This window comes from Sphingobium sp. YR768, assembly GCF_900111125.1.
GTDB lineage: Bacteria > Pseudomonadota > Alphaproteobacteria > Sphingomonadales > Sphingomonadaceae > Sphingobium.
On record NZ_FOGE01000007.1, the window covers coordinates 176204 to 196067 of the forward strand.

Annotated in this window: 16 protein-coding genes and 2 pseudogenes; 1 reads left to right on the top strand and 17 read right to left on the bottom strand. The window is 59.9% G+C overall.

Annotation, left to right across the window (positions count from 1 at the left end):
• Positions 1–134: 134 nt before the first annotated feature.
• The 17 genes and pseudogenes from bioB to BMX92_RS11295 form a co-directional block, all read right to left on the bottom strand.
• The gene (gene bioB / locus BMX92_RS11215) at positions 135–1148 is read right to left on the bottom strand and encodes a biotin synthase BioB (RefSeq protein ID WP_093016450.1); all 1014 of its coding nucleotides are present in this window, start codon (positions 1146–1148) and stop codon (positions 135–137) included.
• Positions 1145–1924, bottom strand: coding sequence for an SDR family NAD(P)-dependent oxidoreductase (locus tag BMX92_RS11220; protein ID WP_093016452.1), 780 nt, complete (start codon positions 1922–1924; stop codon positions 1145–1147). Before BMX92_RS11220 ends, bioB begins: the two co-directional genes overlap by 4 nt.
• A 28-nt stretch (positions 1925–1952) precedes the next feature.
• Positions 1953–2834 carry a BKACE family enzyme gene (locus BMX92_RS11225; RefSeq protein ID WP_093016388.1) on the bottom strand — a complete coding sequence of 294 codons (882 nt, stop codon included), beginning with the start codon at positions 2832–2834 and terminating at the stop codon, positions 1953–1955.
• Entirely contained in the window at positions 2831–3289 is a 459-nt protein-coding gene (locus tag BMX92_RS11230; RefSeq protein ID WP_093016390.1) for an acyl-CoA thioesterase, read from the bottom strand. The genes BMX92_RS11225 and BMX92_RS11230 overlap by 4 nt, the downstream gene beginning before the upstream one ends.
• A 1-nt stretch (position 3290) precedes the next feature.
• Positions 3291–4145, bottom strand: a complete 855-nt coding sequence (locus tag BMX92_RS11235) for an HAD-IIA family hydrolase (RefSeq protein WP_256213384.1) — start codon at positions 4143–4145, stop codon at positions 3291–3293.
• Positions 4138–5616 (bottom strand): biotin carboxyl carrier protein, encoded by a 1479-nt coding sequence (locus tag BMX92_RS11240; protein WP_093016394.1) that lies wholly within the window; start codon positions 5614–5616, stop codon positions 4138–4140. Before BMX92_RS11240 ends, BMX92_RS11235 begins: the two co-directional genes overlap by 8 nt.
• Complete coding sequence (locus BMX92_RS11245) at positions 5609–6946, bottom strand: acetyl-CoA carboxylase biotin carboxylase subunit (RefSeq protein WP_093016396.1); 1338 nt, start codon at positions 6944–6946, stop codon at positions 5609–5611. Before BMX92_RS11245 ends, BMX92_RS11240 begins: the two co-directional genes overlap by 8 nt.
• The gene (locus BMX92_RS11250; RefSeq protein WP_093016398.1) at positions 6943–7419 is read right to left on the bottom strand and encodes an acetyl-CoA carboxylase biotin carboxyl carrier protein; all 477 of its coding nucleotides are present in this window, start codon (positions 7417–7419) and stop codon (positions 6943–6945) included. The genes BMX92_RS11245 and BMX92_RS11250 overlap by 4 nt, the downstream gene beginning before the upstream one ends.
• A complete protein-coding gene (locus BMX92_RS11255) occupies positions 7416–8648 on the bottom strand; it encodes a Tm-1-like ATP-binding domain-containing protein (RefSeq protein ID WP_093016400.1) in 1233 nt (410 codons plus the stop codon). Before BMX92_RS11255 ends, BMX92_RS11250 begins: the two co-directional genes overlap by 4 nt.
• A gap of 46 nt (positions 8649–8694) precedes the next feature.
• The gene (locus BMX92_RS11260; protein ID WP_093016402.1) at positions 8695–9594 is read right to left on the bottom strand and encodes an MBL fold metallo-hydrolase; all 900 of its coding nucleotides are present in this window, start codon (positions 9592–9594) and stop codon (positions 8695–8697) included.
• Between the two features lie 8 nt (positions 9595–9602).
• The gene (locus BMX92_RS11265; protein WP_256213385.1) at positions 9603–10361 is read right to left on the bottom strand and encodes an SDR family NAD(P)-dependent oxidoreductase; all 759 of its coding nucleotides are present in this window, start codon (positions 10359–10361) and stop codon (positions 9603–9605) included.
• Between the two features lie 2 nt (positions 10362–10363).
• A complete protein-coding gene (locus tag BMX92_RS11270) occupies positions 10364–11983 on the bottom strand; it encodes an FAD-binding oxidoreductase (protein WP_093016404.1) in 1620 nt (539 codons plus the stop codon).
• The gene (locus BMX92_RS11275; protein WP_256213386.1) at positions 11980–12267 is read right to left on the bottom strand and encodes a c-type cytochrome; all 288 of its coding nucleotides are present in this window, start codon (positions 12265–12267) and stop codon (positions 11980–11982) included. The genes BMX92_RS11270 and BMX92_RS11275 overlap by 4 nt, the downstream gene beginning before the upstream one ends.
• Positions 12268–12326: 59 nt before the next feature.
• The gene (locus BMX92_RS11280; protein ID WP_256213387.1) at positions 12327–14756 is read right to left on the bottom strand and encodes a TonB-dependent receptor; all 2430 of its coding nucleotides are present in this window, start codon (positions 14754–14756) and stop codon (positions 12327–12329) included.
• A gap of 197 nt (positions 14757–14953) precedes the next feature.
• Positions 14954–15865, bottom strand: a complete 912-nt coding sequence (locus BMX92_RS11285) for an AraC family transcriptional regulator (protein ID WP_177185009.1) — start codon at positions 15863–15865, stop codon at positions 14954–14956.
• A 167-nt stretch (positions 15866–16032) separates the two neighbouring features.
• Positions 16033–17360 (bottom strand): annotated as a pseudogene (locus tag BMX92_RS11290) (IS701 family transposase).
• A gap of 335 nt (positions 17361–17695) precedes the next feature.
• Positions 17696–18727 (bottom strand): annotated as a pseudogene (locus BMX92_RS11295) (IS110 family transposase).
• Positions 18728–18952: 225 nt separating this feature from the next.
• Between BMX92_RS11295 and BMX92_RS11300 the strand changes: the two are divergent.
• Positions 18953–19633, top strand: a complete 681-nt coding sequence (locus BMX92_RS11300) for a hypothetical protein (RefSeq protein ID WP_218145764.1) — start codon at positions 18953–18955, stop codon at positions 19631–19633.
• Positions 19634–19864: the final 231 nt, after the last annotated feature.

Here is a 19864-nt window from a genome sequence, read left to right on the forward strand (position 1 = left end):
ATCCGGCTACTGCTCGATAACTCCACTCGCACAAACTACCCTACGCTGACGCGACCTGACCATGACGCCGCGACATTGGGCCTGAAAGTTGCGCGCCATTGTCCTGCGAATTGGGATGAAGTCGAAAATTGTCGTTAGCTCGCGGATCCGCCCGCGCTCGTCGCTGGGGAAGCCAGTCCTAATTTGGCGAAGAGCTTGGCGTCGATGTCTGCTCCGGCATTACCAGTGGTCAGCAATTTGTCGCCGGTGAAGATCGAATTGGCCCCTGCAAGGAAGCAAAGCGCCTGGGTTGCGTCGCTCATGCTCTCGCGACCCGCTGACAGGCGGACGATGGATGGGGGCATGGTGATTCGGGCGACCGCGACGGTACGAACGAACTCGATCTCGTCGATCTGCGCGCTTGGTACGCCCTTGAGCATGTTTCCGATCGGCGTCCCTTCGATCGGCACCAGTCGATTTATCGGCACGCTGGCAGGCGGTTCCGGCAGAGTCGCGAGCGCGTGGAGGAAGCCGACGCGATCCGCGCGGCTCTCGCCCATGCCCACGATGCCTCCGCAGCAGACGTTGATCCCGGCGTTGCGCACGCGCTCCAGCGTTTCGAGCCGATCCCCGTAGGTACGGGTTGTGACGACATTACCATAATATTCGGGCGAAGTGTCGAGGTTGTGATTATAGTAATCGAGGCCCGCATCCGCGAGACGACCGGTCTGATCAGCGCTGAGCATGCCGAGAGTCATGCAGGTTTCCAAGCCCAGGGCCTTTACGCCCTCGATCATCGATACAATCGCGTCCATGTCGCGATCCTTCGGGGATCGCCATGCTGCGCCCATGCAGAAGCGCTCTGAGCCGCCTGCCTTCGCTTCACGCGCTGCGGCCAGAACCTCTTCGACCTGCATCAGCTTGGTTGCTTTAAGGTCAGTGTCGTTGCCCGCCGCTTGGCTGCAATAGCCGCAATTTTCGGCGCATCCCCCGGTCTTGATCGATAACAGGGTCGCGCGCTGCACAACATTGGGGTTGTGATGCGCACGATGCACAACCTGCGCCTGCCACAGCAGATCCGCAAAGGGCAGGTCGAAAAGGGCTGCGATATCCTCGCGGCACCATTCGGCGCGCGCACGCGGCACGGTCGGTTCCAAAACATTCCTCATTTCGCCATGCATCCGCCGTCTATGACCATTATTGCGCCATGCACGAAGCTGGACGCCTGCGATGCCAGATAGAGCGCCGTGCCCTTGATCTCCTCCGCGTCTGCAATCCGTCCCGCCGGGGTGAAGCTGGTGGTTGCCGCCATGAACTCGGGGTCGTCATACGGCCCGACATTCGTCCTGAAGAAGCCAGGGCAAATCGCATTCACATTAATTCCCAGTGGCGCATATTGGAGCGCTAGTTCACGGGTAAGATTGACCACAGCGCCTTTTGTCGCCGCATAGGCGGGCAGGGGAAATATGCTCGAAGGCCCAGCCAGTCCCCACATCGACGCGACGTTGATCAGCTTGCCGCGCCTTCTGGGCACCATACGTGCCAGTGCCGCTCGCGCGCAGAAAAATGTGCCATGGAGATTGACGTTGGTGACCTTCATCCAGTTTTGCGTCGCGTAACTGTCAAGCAGTCTGGGTTCCGGATCGCCCATTCCCGCATTGTTGAAAAGGATGTCGAGGGGAGCAAATTCGGCATCCATGACTGCGAAGGCGTGTTCAACCGCGTCCTCATCGCTGATATCGACGACGATGGGCAAGGGACGACGGCCCAGCGCGGTGACGCGCGCGGCTGTCTGCGCCAGGCCGTCCCCATCGATGTCAAACAGGGCGACGTCGGCACCCGCCTGCGCCAAGGCTTCCGCAATAGCGACACCCAGGCCACTAGCCGCGCCCGTGACGAGCGCAACCTGCCCGGTTAAATCGAATAGTTCCGGCAATGCCGACATCGTTAAGCTTTCCATTTCTGTTACGGCCTCATTGCTGCGGCAGGCCCAGCAATTCGCGCGCTTCGGCTGGGCTTGTCGGCTCTAGGCCCAGTTCCGTCGCGATGCCGACTGTGCGGGCGACAAGCTGTTCATTGGTCGCCAAGACGCCGCGGCTGAAATAATTATTGTCTTCCAGGCCGACGCGGACATGACCGCCGAGCAGCATCGCCTGCGTTGTGGCGGGAAGCTGGGCAGGGCCGATTGCCGATACGCAGAAGATCGATTGCGGCGGCAAAGCGGCGATCATCGCGTTCAGGACATCATGGCTGTAAGGCATCGCGCCCTGGAAGCCCTTGTCCGCGCCCAGCACCATGTTGATATAATAAGGCGGCTTATCATATCCTTTCTGGATCAGGCGCGTCACGTCCTGAAGGATGTGGTTGGGCGCGAATACTTCCCATTCCGGCTTGATCCCGCGATCTATCATCCGCTTGACCAGTGTCTCGCAGCGGCTGGGTGGGGTGATGACCAAGATCTCCTTGCCGCCATGGACATCGACGAAGGTCATGCCATCGAAAGTCGCCATCTCGGCACCTGCTTCGCAGCCCTTGAGCCGTTCTTCGAAGCTGGATTCGTAGAGACCGTCGGGTCGCTCGATCAACATGTCGCCGCTCGATCCGCCGCCGGTGGAGTTGTTGATGACGATATCGCAGCGCGAGCGGATGCGGGCATTGATGTCGCGGTAGATCTCGGCGTTGCAGGTCGCGCCATCGTCCGGCCGCCGGGCGTGGAGCGCCGCGATGCTTGCGCCCGCCTTGAAGCTCTTGTGCACCGATTCCGCGATTTCCTCCGGCTGTGTCGGCAGATTCGGGTTCTGTGCCTTGGATGCCATGCCGCCGGTGGGGGCGACGGTGATGATTACCTTGCTCATATTTGCTCCTGGGAAAAAAGAGAGAGATTGGGACCGTTGGTCAGAGCGGCACGAACGGCGTCCGGGATTGCCGTCCCGGTGATGCGTTCAGGGTCATTCGGGTGCCGGCTCGCCCAGACCCGCTTTTCGACAGCCTCGATCGAGAGTGTGCCATCGGCGCGGACCATGCGATGCAAGATGCCGAAGCTGCTGCGGCCTAGATCCGTAGCCTGGGTTTCGATCGTGACGATGTCGCCAAAGCGACTGGGCGTGATGAAGCGCGCACTCGTGTCGACCATCGGAAATCCGATCATGCTGAACCGCGCCAGCATGGCTCGTTTGTGCATGCCCGTTACCGCCGCGAACAATGCGGCGGTGGAGGCGTCGAACATGGCGAAATAACGGGGATAATAGACGATGCCCGCCGGGTCGCAGTCACCCCATTCGATTGTGACATCACGTCGGTTCACAAACATGTCAGGATAGCGCCTTTACGATGGGTTCGAGGCCGGAAAGAATGACGTCGGCCTGTTGGGATGGTGCGCACGCCAGGAAATCGGCCGCGTTGTTGAGGCCTGTGGTTACGGCGACGCCCAGCGCGCCCGATACGCGGGCCATCCGCATTTCGAGCGCCGGATCATCGCCCACGATCACCGTCGATCTTGCGGCGGACCGGGGCAGGTTCATCAGCGCCAATCCGCTGTGCAGGGCATTTTGCGATGGCTTGCCAAGGACTTTGGCCTGCTTCCCCGTCATTGCGCGGATCATCGCATTGATGGCAAAGCTTGCACCGATGGCCCGCCCCCCCAAGGCAGCGAAGAACGGGACATTGGACGCGGTGGTCACGATCGCGCCGTCCCACACATCTCGGCAGGCCATTTCCAGATCGGGCAGAGTGAATTCGCGAAACCAGCCAGTGTAGACTGCCTCCACGTTCGATGCCATTTCCGAGGGACCGACCACCTCAATGCCGGCCTCGATGAGCGGTGCCTGGACTCCGTCCAAGCCCAGAACCCGGACGCGCTTGATACCCTTGCGAACGAACCATGCTGCCGCGGAGGTCGACGGCGTCATCATTTCGTGATCGGCGACATCGAGCCCGGCATGACGCAGACTGGCAGCGTAAACCGATGGCGGCTTGGCGGTGCCGTTGGTAAAGACGCGAAACGGTGTGTAGCGTGATCGCAAAGTCGACAGCAGATCGGCCGCACCGGGCAAAGCCTTGTGTCCACCGCTGGCGGCATCGCCGAGCACGAGAGTGCCGTCCATGTCGAAGATATATGCGGTCGCGTCGATCATGCGTCGGGCGATCGCCGGGTCAAGATCAGGCAACGCTGTCTCCCGCATGCAAAGCCAGGCGGAGGCCGGGGCGTTCGACGACGATATCGCGCGCGGCCGGGCGTTCGGCGAGCGCGCGGAGCAGCGCGAAGATCGGTACGGCTTGCGGATTGTAGCGCGCCAGGCTGGGGCCACCCGCCAGCATCGCATCGACCTGCTCGCCGGGCATAACCGCGCGGAGCAGGAATTCTTCCTCGTCCATCCCTGCTCCAAAACGTTTGCGCAGATCGGCGAGCGAAGGAAAATCCTCCTCGGCGGCAATTTCCTTCGCGCGGCCACGCCCCAGGATCGCAGCTTCGACCGTTGGATCGATCGGTCGGGTGGGACGCCCGAACTTGCCCATGACATAGCGGATCACCTGATCCGACACCTGGGCGTAGCGACCCGTGCCGATCACGTTGAAGAGAGCCTGGCTCATGACCATTTGCGGAAAGGGCGTGACCATGATCGGCTGGCCAAGTTCCGATCGGACCTGCTCGGTCTCCGCGATCACTTCAGGCAGCCTGTGGAGCAGGCCCAGTTCCTGCAACTGGCGCTTCGTCGTGGTCATGACGCCGCCCGCGATCTGGTGTCGCAGGAAACTGGCATCGAAATTCTGTGGCGCGCCCGGCTCCAGCCCCTCGGCCTTGGCAAGGCGCCACCAATAATCGCTGACATCGCCAAGCAGGCTTGGATCGACAGGCACATTATGACCTGCCTCTTCCAAATTGGCGATCATCCGGCCGGCTTCGGGCAGGGAACTGCCGTCGCCAAGCGGGCCTATGCCGACATGGACTGCCGAAATCGCGCCTGTCTGGGCGGCGGAAAGCGATGCCATCGGGCCAAAGCCGATCGTGCAGTGCGAATGGATTTCCAACGCCTTATCGCCAATGACCGCCTTGATCGCGGGGGCCAGCGTCCGTGCCCGCTCGGGCGAAAGCAAACCGCCCGGATCCTTGATGTAGAACAGGTCGATGTCGGGGCTGGCGGCCAGTTTAGCGGCGAAACCAGCATAGAAGGCGTCGTCATGCACATCGGACAGGGTGAAGGTCAGCGCGGCCATCACCTCCGCATCGCCTTCCTGCCTGACGATCCGCGATGCCTCCAGCACGGCGTCGGCGTCATGCATCGGATCGAGCATCACCATCCGGCGAATGCCATTGGCCTGCAATCGCCGATAGACGATCCGCATGAAGTCCGGATCGGCCTGCTGCCAGGCGATGAAACGCAATCCGGTGGTGATGAATTGCAACGGGGTGCGCGGCATCGCCGCCCGCATACGCCTTATTCGCTCCCAGGGATTGTCGCGAAAATACCGAACGGCGACGGCCATGTGGCTTGAAGAAGTGAAGTCGATCGCGCGAAAGCCGGCGCGATCAAGCTTTGCTGCGATCTCCAGCATCTGCGCCGTCCGTAGGCCGGTTGCGCCCCATAGGCTCTGATTGCCATCGCGTATGGACACATCGACGAGATCAACCTTAGCCATGCGCCAGTCCTTCGAAAAAGCGGGTATCAATGCCGCCCGCGCGGAATCGCGCGTCGGCGACGATGCAGCGGTGCAGATCGGCCGTAGTCGAGACGCCCTCGATATCGAGGCTAGCCAGGGCCTGTTCCAGCCGTTCGACGGCTTGGGTGCGCGTGGCGCCCCACACGATAAGCTTGCCGATGAGCGAGTCGTAATAGGGCGGGACGACGTCGCCACTGGCGATATGGCTATCTACCCGCACGCCCGGCCCCCCTGGCCAGAGCGCGCGCCGTACCGTCCCCGGCGATGGCCGGAAATCGGCGCTCCAGTCCTCGGCGTTGATGCGGGTTTCGATAGCATGCCCAGTCAGGAATATTTCCGACTGGGTCAAGCCCAGTTTCTGATCGTCGGCGATCAGCAATTGCTGTTCAATGAGGTCGATACCGGTGATCGCTTCGGTCACCGGATGTTCGACCTGGATGCGCGCATTCATCTCGAGGAAGAAGAAATCGAACGTCTTTGCGTCGACCAGAAATTCGACCGTACCCGCGCCCCGATAGTTCAAATGGCGGGTCAGCCGGACAGCGGCTTCCATCAGCGCTTGGTGCTTGTCGTCGGGGATGCCCGGTGCCGGGGCTTCCTCGACCAGCTTCTGGAAGCGCCGCTGGATCGAGCAGTCGCGCGTGCCCAAATGAATGGCGTTTTCGCCATCGCCCAGCACCTGCACCTCAACATGGCGGCCGCGGGCGATGAATCGTTCGACATAGACGCGCGGGTCACCGAATGCCGCCTGGGCCTCCGCCATCGCCATGTCGATCTGCGCATCCAGTTCCTCGGGCGCATTGACGCGTTTCATGCCTCGCCCACCGCCGCCAGATACGGCCTTGAGCAACAGCGGATAGCCTGTCTCTTGCGCCCGGCGACGGGCCTCGGTTTTGTCGGCCGCCTCACCGCCCGGCACGACGGGCAGTCCGGCTTCGATGCCGACCTTGCGCGCCATCAGTTTGTCGCCCATCGCCTCCAGACTGGCGAGTTCCGGGCCGACGAAGCGAATTCCGGCGGCTCGGATGGCTGTCGCAAAAGCCGCATTTTCGGATAGGAAGCCGTAGCCCGGATGCACGGCATCGGCTCGCGCCGATACGGCGGCGGCGACCACCCGGTCGATGGACAGATAGCTTTCCGACGATCGGGCCGGGCCGACGATCACGATCTCATCAGCCTGTCTGGCGGGCAATGAATCCCGGTCGGCTTCGGACACGCCAAGGACGGTCGTGATCCCCATCTGGCGTGCTGTGCGGATGATACGCAGGGCGATTTCGCCGCGATTGGCGATGAAGAGGCGGTGGATCATCGGACTTCGGGCACAACGCGGAGGATGATCGTGTCGGGATCGACCTGAACGCCATTGTCGATCAGGATCGCCTGTACGACCCCGGCAACCCCCGCATGTACCGGGTTCATCAGTTTCATCGTCTCAATGATCCCGATGACGGTTTCCGACGTCACGATGTCGCCCGCTTTGACGAACGGCTCCGCGCCGGGTTGAGGGGCGCAGTAGAAAACGCCGGGCAAAGGAGGGCGGACGGCGATGCTGCCGTCCGTGGCTTCCGCTTCCACTTCATCGCCCACGGCGGTTGGTGCCACCGCGACTGGGGCCGCGTCGCCGCGATCCCAGGTCCAGTCCTGCGTCCAGCCCTCGCCTGATCGCGCCAGGCGCAACGAAAAGCGGCGGGTGGAGATGTCGATATGCTCGTAGGACGTGCCGTCGATGATCGCGATGATCTCGGCCACGTCGTCCGGGGTCAGAATGATATCCTTGCTCATGCTTCGATCTTTGCTTTCGTCATTTCGCGAACCGCATCGGCCAGCGCGTCACCAAATATTGCGTCGTTGATATGGGCGTCGAACCGGCGCACATCGACATTGGCGGGCATGACAGCCTCGACATAGGTCGCGAATTTGGGCGGCAAGGAGGGATCGTGGAGATAGCCCTCTTCGCTGTCATGGCTTGAGAAGCCCTTGAGCGGCACATAGAAGCGGACAGGGCCGGGCGCTTCCTGCACGAGGCCAGCAACATGATCCGCCAGCTTCTCCAGATCCGCCTGCCCGGTGCGAACGGCGGTGAGCGCGGCGTTGTGGACGTGGAAGCGGCGTCCCTGGAACGGGTCGTCTCCTACAGCCATGGGCGATGGCATAATGTAGAAATCAGCGTTGCCCGGTGCGAAGATCACTGGAATGCCGCGTTTTAGGCCTGCCGTGCCGCGGTCCGGTCCAGCACTGCAAATCCCGTCATGGATCAAGTCGTTGATTTCGACGAGCGACATGTCGACGATGGCGGCGACATCGCGCTCTGCGGCGATGGCGTCCAGCGTCTGTCCGCCCATGCCGGTAGTGTGGAATACCATGACTTCATAGCCGTCACCTTCCAGACTTTCGCGAAGGCGGCGCATCCCACGCTCGGTTGTCCCTAGAGTGCTGATCAGGACGAGCGGACGCTTGTCGGCGACGCGTTTTTCATAATGATGCGCCATGCCTGCGATGCCGAACGCGCCGTTGCGATAGACGTCCAGTGTGATGCTGTTGATCCCGGATATGTCGCACACGGCATTGACCATCACGATATCCTTGAGGCCGACGAAAGGCGCAGTGAAGCCCGACGCCAGCGTGGAGATCATGACTTTGGGCAGGCCATAGGGGAAAGCCCGCATGACCGTCGTGCCCAAGGTCGTTCCCATCGATCCACCCACGGAAATAATGCCCGACAGAGGTGTGCTCGCATGAGTTTCCAGCGCCAATTTGCTCGCACCCGCGATCATCTCCATCTGGATCTTGCCTTCATGGCCGATTGCCCGAATGTCTTCGATCGACTTGCCGGCCGCAGCGGCAACGGCGTCAGGACCGATCTCGGCACCACCCACGGTCCGCCTTACGCTCGGATCGAGATGAATGACGTCGCACCCCGCTTCTTCCAGGCATTCGCGCAGAAATTGTCCTTCGACCTCTTTGGTGTCCTGCGTGACGATGAGCAGGATGCGTGGTTTTGCTGACGACATTATGAACCTCGAACAAAGACGGATTTGGCGGGGAGCGGGCGCGCGGTCATTCATCCCATGGAGGTATCTCGCCTGTCCCCACCTGGCTCGACACCCCGACCAGAAAGCCGCCCGCTACATCGACGGCGGTTGGATAAAGGGCCCGCATCCGCTCACCCAATTCCCTAGACGACCTGGCTGTTTTCGCTTCACGCTCAAATGCATCGATATAGGCCCGCGTCCATTCGATCGCGTAGCTGTCGTCGGGCAGGCCGGGACGCGTATGACCTGCGATGATCCGCGCCGGATCCATGGCGGCGAGCGTATCAAGCGTTTTGCGCCAACCGTCATATTGCGGTTTTAGATGCTCGCCGAGCCATACATAGATGCCGTTGTAGAGCAGGTCGCCCGCGATCAGCGTCTGTGTCTCGCCATCCCACAACGCCGTCGCGCGCGCATGGTCACCCTGCATCGGCCCGAGTAATGTTAACTTATGGCCCTCGAGCGTGATGCTGTCGCCGGTCAAGGCGACAGGAATAACGGCCTGCTGCGGCGCATTGGTACCAAGCAGCGGACTCCAGCGCTCGAACTTTATCGGGATCGACCGCGTGATATCCTTCACGACGATCGGATGTGCGACGACTTTCGCTTCGGGAAAAGCATCCTTCAGCACGTCCAGCCCAAAGAAATGGTCGGGATGGTCGTGCGTGATGAGGATGGTTTCGAGCCTCTTGCCGCTATCGACGATCGCAGCGACAACCCGATGCGCGTCGGCGCGCGAGAAGGGCGCATCCACCAGAACCGCGGATTTTTCGCCCAGAATGAGCGTCATATTAGCATGCATACTGTTGACGCTCGTGGGGATGACTTGCATCTCTAGCGGCTTGGCGACAGCAGGGTTTGCGACCAAAAAACCGGCCGCTGCGAGCAGGATTGCCATTTTCTGCTTCATGGGATGATCTTTCATAGGTGCTCTCAATGGGCCGTCTGGCCGCCGTCGATGACGAACAGCGCACCATTGATGAAGCTGGCGGCATCGGAGCACAGGTGCAGGACAGTGCCTGCGACTTCTTCCGGTCGCCCAGCCCGGCCGCTGATATTCTCGGCAAAGAAGACCTTGCGGAATTCCTCGCTATCGACCCACGCCTGGGTCATCGGCGTGGTTATGAAGCCGGGCCCGATCGCGTTTACGCGAATGCCACGCTGCGCATATTCGATGGCGACCGCCTTGGTCAGGCCAACCACGCCATGCTTGGCCGCCACATAGGAGGACATGTTCGGATCGGCGACTATCCCTGCCACCGAAGCGGTATTGACGATGGCCCCGCCGCCCGACGACAGGAAATGGCGTATCTGGGCCTGCATAGAATTGAACACGCCCTTGAGATCGACGCTCATGATCCGATCGAAATCTGTTTCCGGCACTTCATGGAAGGGCAGCGGTGGCGGTAGAATGCCCGCATTGTTGAACGCGGCATCCATTCCGCCAAAACGCTGGACGCAAGCCGCGACCAGTGCGCTTGTCTCACTGCCTTGGGCGACGTCGCAGAGAAGGAAATCCGCCGTTCCGCCGGCTGCATGGATCAGATCGACGGTTTCAGTCGCGCGGCTGTCTATGTCGCCGATCATGACGCTCGCGCCTTCAGCGGCGAAAGCTTGGGCTGCTGATCTACCGATGCCGGTCGCGCCGCCAGTGATCAGAATAGTTTTTCCAGTGAAGCGCTGCATGGTCATCCTCACATGATCCCGGATTTGCCGGGCGCGATGATGCCCTTTGGATCAAGAGCGCGTTTGAGCGCCTGATTAACGTTCCGATTGGTTTCACCAAATTGTTTGGCGACAAGGTCCATCGACGACACGCCGGTTCGGTAGGAGCCCCAACCTTTTTTTGCGAAGCTGACCACTAGCTCGTTGTAACATTGATCGGCGCGCGCATGTTCTTCGGGGTCGCTGCGATCATAGAGAAGCGCGCAGATATGGTGCAGTTCGCGCCATCCAATGACCCAGGCGGCCGTATAGTCGAATCCGTATTTGCCCAAAATCTGTTTGGCGAGATCGGTCTGCGCCTTGGTTTCCTCGCCCTTGGCGGGCGCTACCGGCGCGAACCATGCGAGACCACCACCAGCGCCTTTCCAGCGTACCATGCCGATTTCGTCGAGGTTCAGACCGCCGCGCATCAGCGTCTCGTGATGATGGAACCAGGGATTGCCGTTCATCTCCCGTTCGGTCAGGACATCGCCGCCAGAGGCCCGGAGCGCCGCCGTAGTCACTGGCTCGATCGCTGCGACCATTTCCTCTGTCCCGTACAGCGCGAAATAGCTGTTCCACATACCCAGTTCGTTTGCTTTTGCCGCTTTTGCTACGGCTTCGTCGGAAATAGGGCCTTCGCCGTCCCATACGTCCGAACGACGTTTGAACATCGACAGTTGATAGGCGGCCCCCATCATCAACACGCAATTGGGTATGAGTTGCGCGATCCGCAGCGGCCGCATTGCTTCGACCAGCGGGCCGATGTCTTCCATCTTGTGATGCCGCACCATGAATGGCTTATAAACAGGGGGCTTTGGCATCAGCCAAAGGCCCATTTTGGTGACCACGCCGAAGTTCGACTGAGTGAACAGTCCGTCAAGATAAGGACCGTACCCCCATTTGAACGCTTGCCAGGTCGTGCTTTGGGGGAGGCTCCCCATGCCGGTCTTCAATATTTGACCGTCAGCCAGCACGACTTCCATGCCGCATTGAAACATGAAGTGGTCGCCATAGGGCGTATAGCCGACACCGCGATCGAGCGTGTTGCCGACCGGGCCTACGATCGGACCGACGGTCGGCACGTCGATCCACAGCGGAATATTGTGTTCGGCCAAATAGTCGGAAAGCTGCTGATAGGTTACGCCCGGCTCGACCAGAGCAGTGGCCAGATCGGGGTCCACATGCAGGATGCGGTTCATGCGCTTCAGGTCGAGAATCATCTGGCCAGGCGTGGCCGGCGTAGCGCTGCCATAGCCCATATTCTTGCCGGTCGATATCGGCCAGAGCGGCAGGCCATATTGGCCGGCAACGCGTAAAATGGCCTGTACTTCCTCCGTCGACGCCGGACAAACCGCACCGCAAGGTATATGGCGGCCCTGCGGATCGGGTATATAGCTCTTTTCGTAAGGCAATATTGCCTCAGGGTCCGCGAAAACCCACGCATCGCCCACGATCAAGCGCAAATCTTTAAGGGCCGCCTTGAACCTATCGCCCGACAGTCCGCTCGGCAACGACGCGCCGGCGAATGACGTTGCTGAATTTGAGAGCGCACCAGCGAGAGTCAGCGCGGAGAGGCCAAGCGCCTCGCGGCGATCCAATAGGCTCATTGGCCATGCTCCTTGCTGTCGGCTCTGCTTTTTTCGATGAACGTCGCGACCGCAGCCAGTTCCGGTTCGCTGATCTCACTGGGGCGGAATGCGGGCATGGCGTTCTGGCCCCGGCGGACCATCTGGCGGATATAATCCTGCGGCAGAGCGCGGCCACGTATGACCGGCCCCACATTGCGCCCATGGCAATAGCCGCAGCTCTGCTGGTACACGAGCTCGCCGGAGCGGGGCGTCGCGGAAGGCGGCGGCGTTGCCGCCTCCGAATTGCCCGACGGCGACGTCAAGACATATCCGGCAGTGGCAGCCAACAGGAGGCCGCCGCCGAAAATTCCGCGAAGACGCATCAGAAGCTTACCCCCAGTTTGGCATACCATTCGCGTGGTCGGCTATAGGTGCCGTAGATAAGCCCACCGCCCGGCTGGAACTGGCCAGTCGTGATATAGCGTTCGTTGGCCAGGTTTGTACCGCCGATCGTGATCGACCAGCTTTTCCCCGGTTCTTCATAGATAAGTGACGCGTTGACCATGTTGACGGGCTTGCGCTTCAATTCGACAGTATTTTCCGTGTTGTTGAAAAGCGACGAAGTATAGGTGTAATCGACCATCGCGATGACCTGCCCCTTGGCCTCCAGATCCAGCGTATATTTGGGGCTGATGTTGACCTTCCATCGCGGTGTTTTGGGAAGGCGGTCGCCTGCAGTCGTTCCAGGCAGCTTCTCGACATAGCGATCATGCACGTAACCCAGACTGCCTGTCAGCAGGACCGCATCTGTGAGCACCGCCTGGAATTCAGCTTCCGCACCGTAAATCTCGGCATTGCCGGCATTTTTGGTGGTCGGTGAAATGCCGTTGGTCTGGGTGAGTTGGATGCCGTTATATTCGGTGTAAAAGCCCGCCACGTTGAGCCGGACCCGACGGTCGAACAATTCGCTCTTGATACCGCCTTCCCAGCTCTTTGCGGTTTCCTCGTCGAAATCGGGTGCAACCGTTTCGGGATTGGACAGCCGTGTCGTCCAACCGCCCGTCTTGTAGCCCCGCGAGAAGGAAGCGTAGAGCATCACATCATCGCTGGGCTTGAATTCCAGGCCGACCCGCGGTGAGAAGTCCGTGAACTTTTTCTTGTTCAACCCAGTCGGATAAAAACGCAGCGGGTCAGTGGGATCGGGGAAGCCCAGTGCAATGCGATCGGCCTCGGTGATCTCGTTAAGTTGCTTACCGAGCACCAGTTTGTACAGGAAGCCGTTGGGGTCGCGCTGGAATCCCTCGAACTGTTTCCTTTCGTCGGTATAGCGACCGCCCAGCGTGATGCTGAACTGATCCGAGAAGCGGTAATTCAGGTGGGTGAACGCAGCCAGTGCCCTGGTTTTGAACGTATTGAAGCCATCGACCTGCAATAGCCCCTGACCAAATGGCACGTAATCGTGAAGATTGCCGGTTTCCCGAAAATAATAGAAGCCGAACACATAATCAAGACGGTTGTCGAAGGCCTTGCCCGAAAATTGCAGCTCTTCACTGAACTGCTGCTGATGCATGGTGAAGCCAGGTTCAATGATCGTGATCGGCGAACCGTCGGCATCCATACCGGCTGCCCAATTGAGCTTGCGGTACGCTGTAATCGACTTGACGGACATATTGTCGGTCAAGTCGGCGTCTAGGACCCCCGAAAGTCCCCAATTCTGAAGCCGGGAAAAGCTAGGCCCGGTAGCGTAGCTCTTGTCTATGTCGCCCGTAATGAACTGGTGATTCCAGGTCAGACGATTGTTGCTGGGATCGGCATCCACATTGGCGTTTCCGATGCTGGTGCCGCTTGTGCCCCGTACCCCGCACATGGCCTGGATATTGCCGCCAATAGCACTGGGCAGCAGCGCATTGGGGACATTGATGCACAGATTATAGACCGACCCGAACAACTCGCCTGGGAATGTGGGCGCGCCGTTGTTCGACAGCACCTTGATGAGTGTGCTTGCCATGCCGGGCTGGTCACCCTTCTGGTAATCGCCGCTGAGGGTCAGCTTTACGCTGTCGCTGACCTTCCACAACAGCTTACCACGGACCGTCCATTGGCTTTCGCCGCCTTCGGTATCCGACGTCTGCGTGCCCGACCGTGGGACGGAGGTAAGCGGGTCGGTGACATAGGTGCCGGGGAAGGGTATGCGCTTGACATAGCCGTCGCGCTTCGTCGACGAGAATGTTAGCGTCGACAATAGTTTATCGGCAATCAAAGGCAAATCTACGGTGCCGCGAATGTCCAGCCGGTCGAAACGGCCGGTAGTGATCTCCGCCTTGCCTCCGAATTCTTCGCCCGGCTCGCGGGTGACTATGGAAATAGCGCCGCCGATGGAATTGCGACCGAACAATGTGCCCTGCGGGCCTTTCAGCACTTCGATACGTTCGACATCGAGGAGATCGGTGTTTGCCCCGACGGTACGGGCAAGATAAATTCCATCGACATAGACACCGACGCCCGGATCGAGATTGAATGCGAAATCATCCTGGCCGATACCACGGACATAGGCAGTCAGGACGGAGGATGAGCCTGAAAAAGGCGAGCCGGCATCAAGCGTAACGTTAGGAGTAAGATTGGACAAACCCTGAATGGCGCCAATACTCTTTTGGGCGATGGCATCGCCAGAAAAAGCGCTGACGGCTATAGGCACGTCTTGGATATTTTCGGCGCGCTTTTGTGCGGTTACGACAATATCGTCCAAGCCGATATTAGGCCCGGTGGTTTGTGGAGGCGCGTCTTGCGCGATCGCCGGCAGCGAATAGACCATCGATATTCCGACGGCCGTGCTGAACAGATACCTCTTTGTCATCCTGTCTCCCATCTGCCTTCTTTTTGACGAGGCAATATGGGGTAACCTAAGGACTTTATTCGGCGGGTCTTTGACTCGTGGGAAACGGAATTGGATTATTGGGAAAGGATTGAACTTTTCGATCCTGCCTTGTGCGATAAGGCTGTGGTGGCTTCTTAGCGCTTCATATAGAGGCGTGGCGGTACCCCGAACTTCTTGTGAAAACAGCGGGAAAAATAGGCGGAATCGCTGAAGCCCGATGATAGGGCCACATCAGTTATGGTGCGTGATCCTTTTTCCTCCCTCAGCATTTCGACCGCTGCGCGCAAGCGTTCATCTAGGATGTAGGCGCTGGGTGTGGTGGACATTTTTTCGAATACCGACTGGATCGTGCGCCGACTGACCCCGAACTTCGCTGCGATCGCGGAGGGCCGGAGGTTGGGATCATCGATGTGGCATCGAATATGTTCGATCACGGCGCGCCGTAATTCCATCGAAGGACCGACCGGGCGGGGACAGGAGACGCCCCCAAGCGCTCCCAGCGCGAGTTCGACGCCAGCACGGCTTACGCACTGCCGCCAATCCTCATCGTCGCCTAGAAACTCGAATTCACTCCAGGCCGAGCGCAGCAACGACAGCAGCATGCGCGATTTGTGCGCGTTCACGCCCAAGCCTGCATCCTGTTCCAAGTCGAACATCGGCCGTCTTCCCGCAATGCGACGGATCGGCAATTCAACGATGAACATGCGATAGGGGGTTTTAAAATCAACCGTGTATTGCTGGTCAGGATTACAAAGGACGCCATTTCCGGGGGCCAGCGGAACGCTGTGCCCGCATTGGTGATTGACCCCCTGTCCGGTGTCCTGGAGATGCAGCAGCGCAATGCCGGAGCTTCCTGACGGACGTTCCGTGGCCCACCGATGGACTTGGGAAGGCTGCGATTCCACGCAAATGAAGTTCAGTTCTTCGATGGAACAGCGGGCCAATTCAGCAGGAAATTCGCTTGCGGCGGCATCAACACTTGATCCCGAAAATGATTCCAGAACGATATCATTCCAGGCATTTATGCCATCGGCACGCCTGTTCATCACTGCTGGTGACTGACTTCCGCGCATCATCCCGTCCTGTCCCCGCCTCACGATCTTGCGCCGTTTAAGCCTGCTTCTGCGATTCGCGTCTAACCTCTACCTTTTTTTTCCTTTCGTATAGAGGCATCGCGTGACCGACCGACTAACACTACTTTGGCACATTGGGTTTAGTCGATACGGCGATCAGCCGCTGGCAGTGCGGGCATCGGCTGGGTTGTGGTTGTGCGAAGAGGTTGAGGATGACCTGCCTAACCGCCGGCATGCTCGGTTGGGGCGGTGGTCCCGAGACTCTTTTTTCCGCCCCGCTACCTGGAGGCGGCGGGACTGAAGGAAGGCGTAGGCGATCATCGTCATCAGGCTGTGTCGGTGTAATCCCGTCCAGGACCGCGCCTCAAAGTGGTCGAGGCCCAGTTCCTCTTTGAGTTGCTGATGGGCTTGCTCGCAAATCCAACGGGCTTTGACGGCGGCAGCGAGTGCCTTGAGATTAGCATCGGCAGGCAGGTTCGAGATGTAATATTTGCGTTCCCCGGTCGACTAGCGCTCTCCGATAATCCACACTTCATCACCGGGCATTCTGGAGACGCCTTTGTCGAAAATACGGTGTTTGTGGCCATCAGCGATGCGGACACACCGAGCCGCAAAGCGGCACGTGAGTGGTCCCTTCGTGCCGCGCCGCCAGCTTAGCTTCCGCCACGTCTCATCGGCCAACATCTCCTCGGTCGAGACCGGCGGCATATCAGGGATATGGTGCTTGCGCGGCTTGCGGGCTTTTTTCCGTTGGGAAGATCATGGCGACATCGGTGGGATAGACCATCTGTCGGCGCGACTTGCCGACTGCCCAACGGAGACCGCGTTTGCTCAGCGAGTGTCGGAATGGCGCGCTGGACCCGTAGCCCGCATCCGCAAGCACGCAGCCAAAGCGGACGCCCGATGCGATGACGCGGTCGATCTCCTCGATCGCGATCTCGGGCTTCGACATGGCGGCCTGCCGTTCCTTTGGGATGCGAGCGCGCGTCATCCGGTCCGGATCGCTCGTCCAACTCTCCGGCAGAAACAAACGAAGGCCGACCATCACGGGTACTTCGCACGATGCCAGTGTCACTGAAACGAGCGACTGGCTGTTCGACGTCTTGCCGAGCGAAGATGCATATTGGGGCGCTACGCCGACCGAGTGGCGCCCCTTCTTCGGCAACGCCGTGTCGTCGATGACCAGAAAGCCGTCTGTGCTACCAACTAGGCGATCCGCTTCTGCCAGCAGAGCCGCTTCCAAAGGAGCGCTGTTCTAAATACCCGCCGCAACAAAATGATGGAGTTGATCGTACCCCACTTCGCCGGCGCGAGCCGCCATCGGCTGTACGCTCTTACGATCTCCCGGCCCTATCAAACCGGCAATGTAATGCGGGCACATCCTGCGCCGCGCCGGGTGCGACAGCCCCGCCAGAAACGGTTCAAGCCATCGCTCCAGATCAATCCTCCACGTCTCGTCCACCGCCATCACACATGATCCGTCAGCCTACACTGACACACGAGAATCAATGACGCTTCTAATCGGATCCGTCAACCTGCCAAAGTAGTACGTCTGTAGTGGTCCTTCATTCGTCAAGTTCCTCTGAATGATATCTCGTCGCTAGGATATTGCTTCTGTCCGTGGCCGACACGAAGGCCGCCACGCCATGCCATCAGATTCTCAAGCTGACAGGTCAATCTAGGGAGCGTGCCTCGCCAATGCAATCACAGTACTACACACGACCTTGCCAAGCCTGCGTCCCAGCGACGGGACCTCATCAGACGCAGTCCTTCTACTTGCCTGCGTCAATCACATAGCTCTCCTCACGCCGCGACGGCATTCGCGCTCCAGCGAAAGTCCGTCGCATCCATCCACATGCGGTGCGGGACGACGCCCAGCTTGCGCGCCAGCGCCACCTTCGCGCGCTTCATGCCACGGCGCTGCGCCACATCGAGGGCCCAGCGCTTGAGGCTGGAAAAGCGTGTCGCTCGAGTCAGCATGATATGCGCCGCTTCGAACAAGGCGGTCCGCGCCATCGCGTCGCCGACCTTGCTGACGCCGCCATCCCGGTCCGTTTCGCCGGATTGATATTTCTTCGGCGTGAGCCCGAAATAGGCGCCCACCGTGCTCGATTTCCCGAAACGGGTCGGATCATCAACGGCCGATCGATAGGTCAACGCGACCAGCGCGCCCACGCCAGGCGTCGTCATCAATCTCTGGCAAACCTTGTCGGCGCGGGCAATTTTTAGCATTGCCCGGTGGATTCGCGTGAACTCGTCCCACAGTGCTGTGCGCGCTGCCAGCATCCCGCCGATCACAATCGACAATGCGGCCTGTCCTTCGATCAGTTCATGAATGCGCGCCTCGAAACGCCCGCGGCTGACCTCGCCAACCTTCAATCCGTAGCCGCACAGGATACCCCGGATGCTCAGTTCCACGTCGAGGAGTTTGCCCTGCAAAAGCTTGCGTCCGACCAGAAGCGCCCGGACGTCCTGGGCCGGTGGCGATTTTGCATGAACTGGGCGATACCAACCCATACGGAGCAACTGCGCTATCCCGCGCGCATCCTTCCGGTCCGTTTTCACGGTCATGGCGGACAGCGCCGCTTTCACGTGCCGGGTCTCCAGCAAAACGACTTCCCGTCCCGATGCAACCAGCGCCGCGTGCCGTCACTGGGAAAGGGGAACTGCCTCCAGACCAATGCGAACCACCGTCAAATCCAGCTCGTCGCAATAGCCAATCAGGCATTCAGGCCCGCTGGCCACCTTGGCCTCGCGCACCACTTTGCCCTTCGCATCCACCACGCAAACGCTGCTCTCTTTCAGAGAGACATCGATCCCGGCATAATAGTCCATGGCTGTTCCTCTCATGATGCTTGAGGCCGATCGCTCGGACCTCGTTCCAACACCATCATTCTGAGGGACAGCTCCCACTTGGCTACCTTAGAGACGCCGGCCCATTACGGCATCTAAGCTCAAGGATTTCGCCACCTTCGTAACCGGGACGGATGCTACAGGCGTCATTTCGACGGAAGGCGAACGGACCTCGGAAGGCACTCAGATAGAGAAGAAGGACCGAGTATGAAGAATATCATCCTTGCCGTGGTGACCACGGCCGCGCTCACCAGTCCCGGAGCCGCCCAGGAGAGAGTCGAACAGTTCAGGCTCTCGGGCGTGACGCTCAGGGAGTCGACATATCAGGGCGCTCAAGCCTTCGAACTGACGATGCCGCCATCTTTCTGGCAAGATCCCGCGCGAGAGAAACTATCGGACCGCAATTTCATGGCATGGTTGCCGCTCGACTTCGGCAACGGCACGATCGACGTGGAGGTGGCTAGCGACCTGGCATCCGATGCTCCCGCCTATGCACGCGGCTTCATCGGGCTCGCCTACCGGATAGACGCGCAGGGGCGCTTCGAGAATATCTACCTTCGCCCAACCAATAGTACCGCGCCCGACCAGGTGCGGCGCAATCATACCGTGCAATATGCCGCCTATCCCGATTTCAGGTTCGACATGTTGCGGGCGCAGTTTCCCGAGAAGTATGAAAGCTACGCCGATATCGCGACGGGGCGCTGGATTCACATGCGCCTTGTCGTCGAAGGATCGACAGCCCAGCTCTATCTCGATCACGCGCCGCGTCCCGCCTTTATCGTCAACGACATGAAATTGCCGTCGGACCAGCGTGGGGGTGTTGGTATCTGGATCGAGTCTGGGACAGTTGCCCATTTCCGCAATCTTCGCGTCAAGTCTGGCAAGTGATCAAGTTCGACCCGCGAGCTCGGGGGCAGTCAACGCAAGGCAGCCTGTGCTCGCACACGAGAGGTGCAAGCTGTTCCGACTGCGGGCGCCACGTTGAACTGAGATAATAACTTCGTTTCTCACGCTACCGGGCACGCAGTCACTTCAACCAGCAGCGCGGCCGGCTAAAATTTCCTCATAAGGCAGCGTCCTTGCGTCGAGGCACTGTGATGAAGCGGGCCAGTCGGGGGC

Bases quoted from the DNA above. Each gene is read 5' to 3' on its own strand.
- BMX92_RS11300 (WP_218145764.1), top strand. From the start codon at position 18,953: ATGAAGAATATCATCCTTGCCGTGGTGACCACGGCCGCGCTCACCAGT.
- BMX92_RS11240 (WP_093016394.1), bottom strand. From the start codon at position 5,616: ATGGCTAAGGTTGATCTCGTCGATGTGTCCATACGCGATGGCAATCAG.
- BMX92_RS11265 (WP_256213385.1), bottom strand. From the start codon at position 10,361: ATGACCATGCAGCGCTTCACTGGAAAAACTATTCTGATCACTGGCGGC.
- BMX92_RS11280 (WP_256213387.1), bottom strand. From the start codon at position 14,756: ATGGTCTATTCGCTGCCGGCGATCGCGCAAGACGCGCCTCCACAAACC.
- BMX92_RS11270 (WP_093016404.1), bottom strand. From the start codon at position 11,983: ATGAGCCTATTGGATCGCCGCGAGGCGCTTGGCCTCTCCGCGCTGACT.
- BMX92_RS11250 (WP_093016398.1), bottom strand. From the start codon at position 7,419: ATGAGCAAGGATATCATTCTGACCCCGGACGACGTGGCCGAGATCATC.
- BMX92_RS11225 (WP_093016388.1), bottom strand. From the start codon at position 2,834: ATGAGCAAGGTAATCATCACCGTCGCCCCCACCGGCGGCATGGCATCC.
- BMX92_RS11285 (WP_177185009.1), bottom strand. From the start codon at position 15,865: ATGAACAGGCGTGCCGATGGCATAAATGCCTGGAATGATATCGTTCTG.
- BMX92_RS11220 (WP_093016452.1), bottom strand. From the start codon at position 1,924: ATGTCGGCATTGCCGGAACTATTCGATTTAACCGGGCAGGTTGCGCTC.
- BMX92_RS11255 (WP_093016400.1), bottom strand. From the start codon at position 8,648: ATGTCGTCAGCAAAACCACGCATCCTGCTCATCGTCACGCAGGACACC.
- BMX92_RS11260 (WP_093016402.1), bottom strand. From the start codon at position 9,594: ATGAAAGATCATCCCATGAAGCAGAAAATGGCAATCCTGCTCGCAGCG.
- BMX92_RS11245 (WP_093016396.1), bottom strand. From the start codon at position 6,946: ATGATCCACCGCCTCTTCATCGCCAATCGCGGCGAAATCGCCCTGCGT.
- BMX92_RS11230 (WP_093016390.1), bottom strand. From the start codon at position 3,289: ATGTTTGTGAACCGACGTGATGTCACAATCGAATGGGGTGACTGCGAC.
- bioB (WP_093016450.1), bottom strand. From the start codon at position 1,148: ATGAGGAATGTTTTGGAACCGACCGTGCCGCGTGCGCGCGCCGAATGG.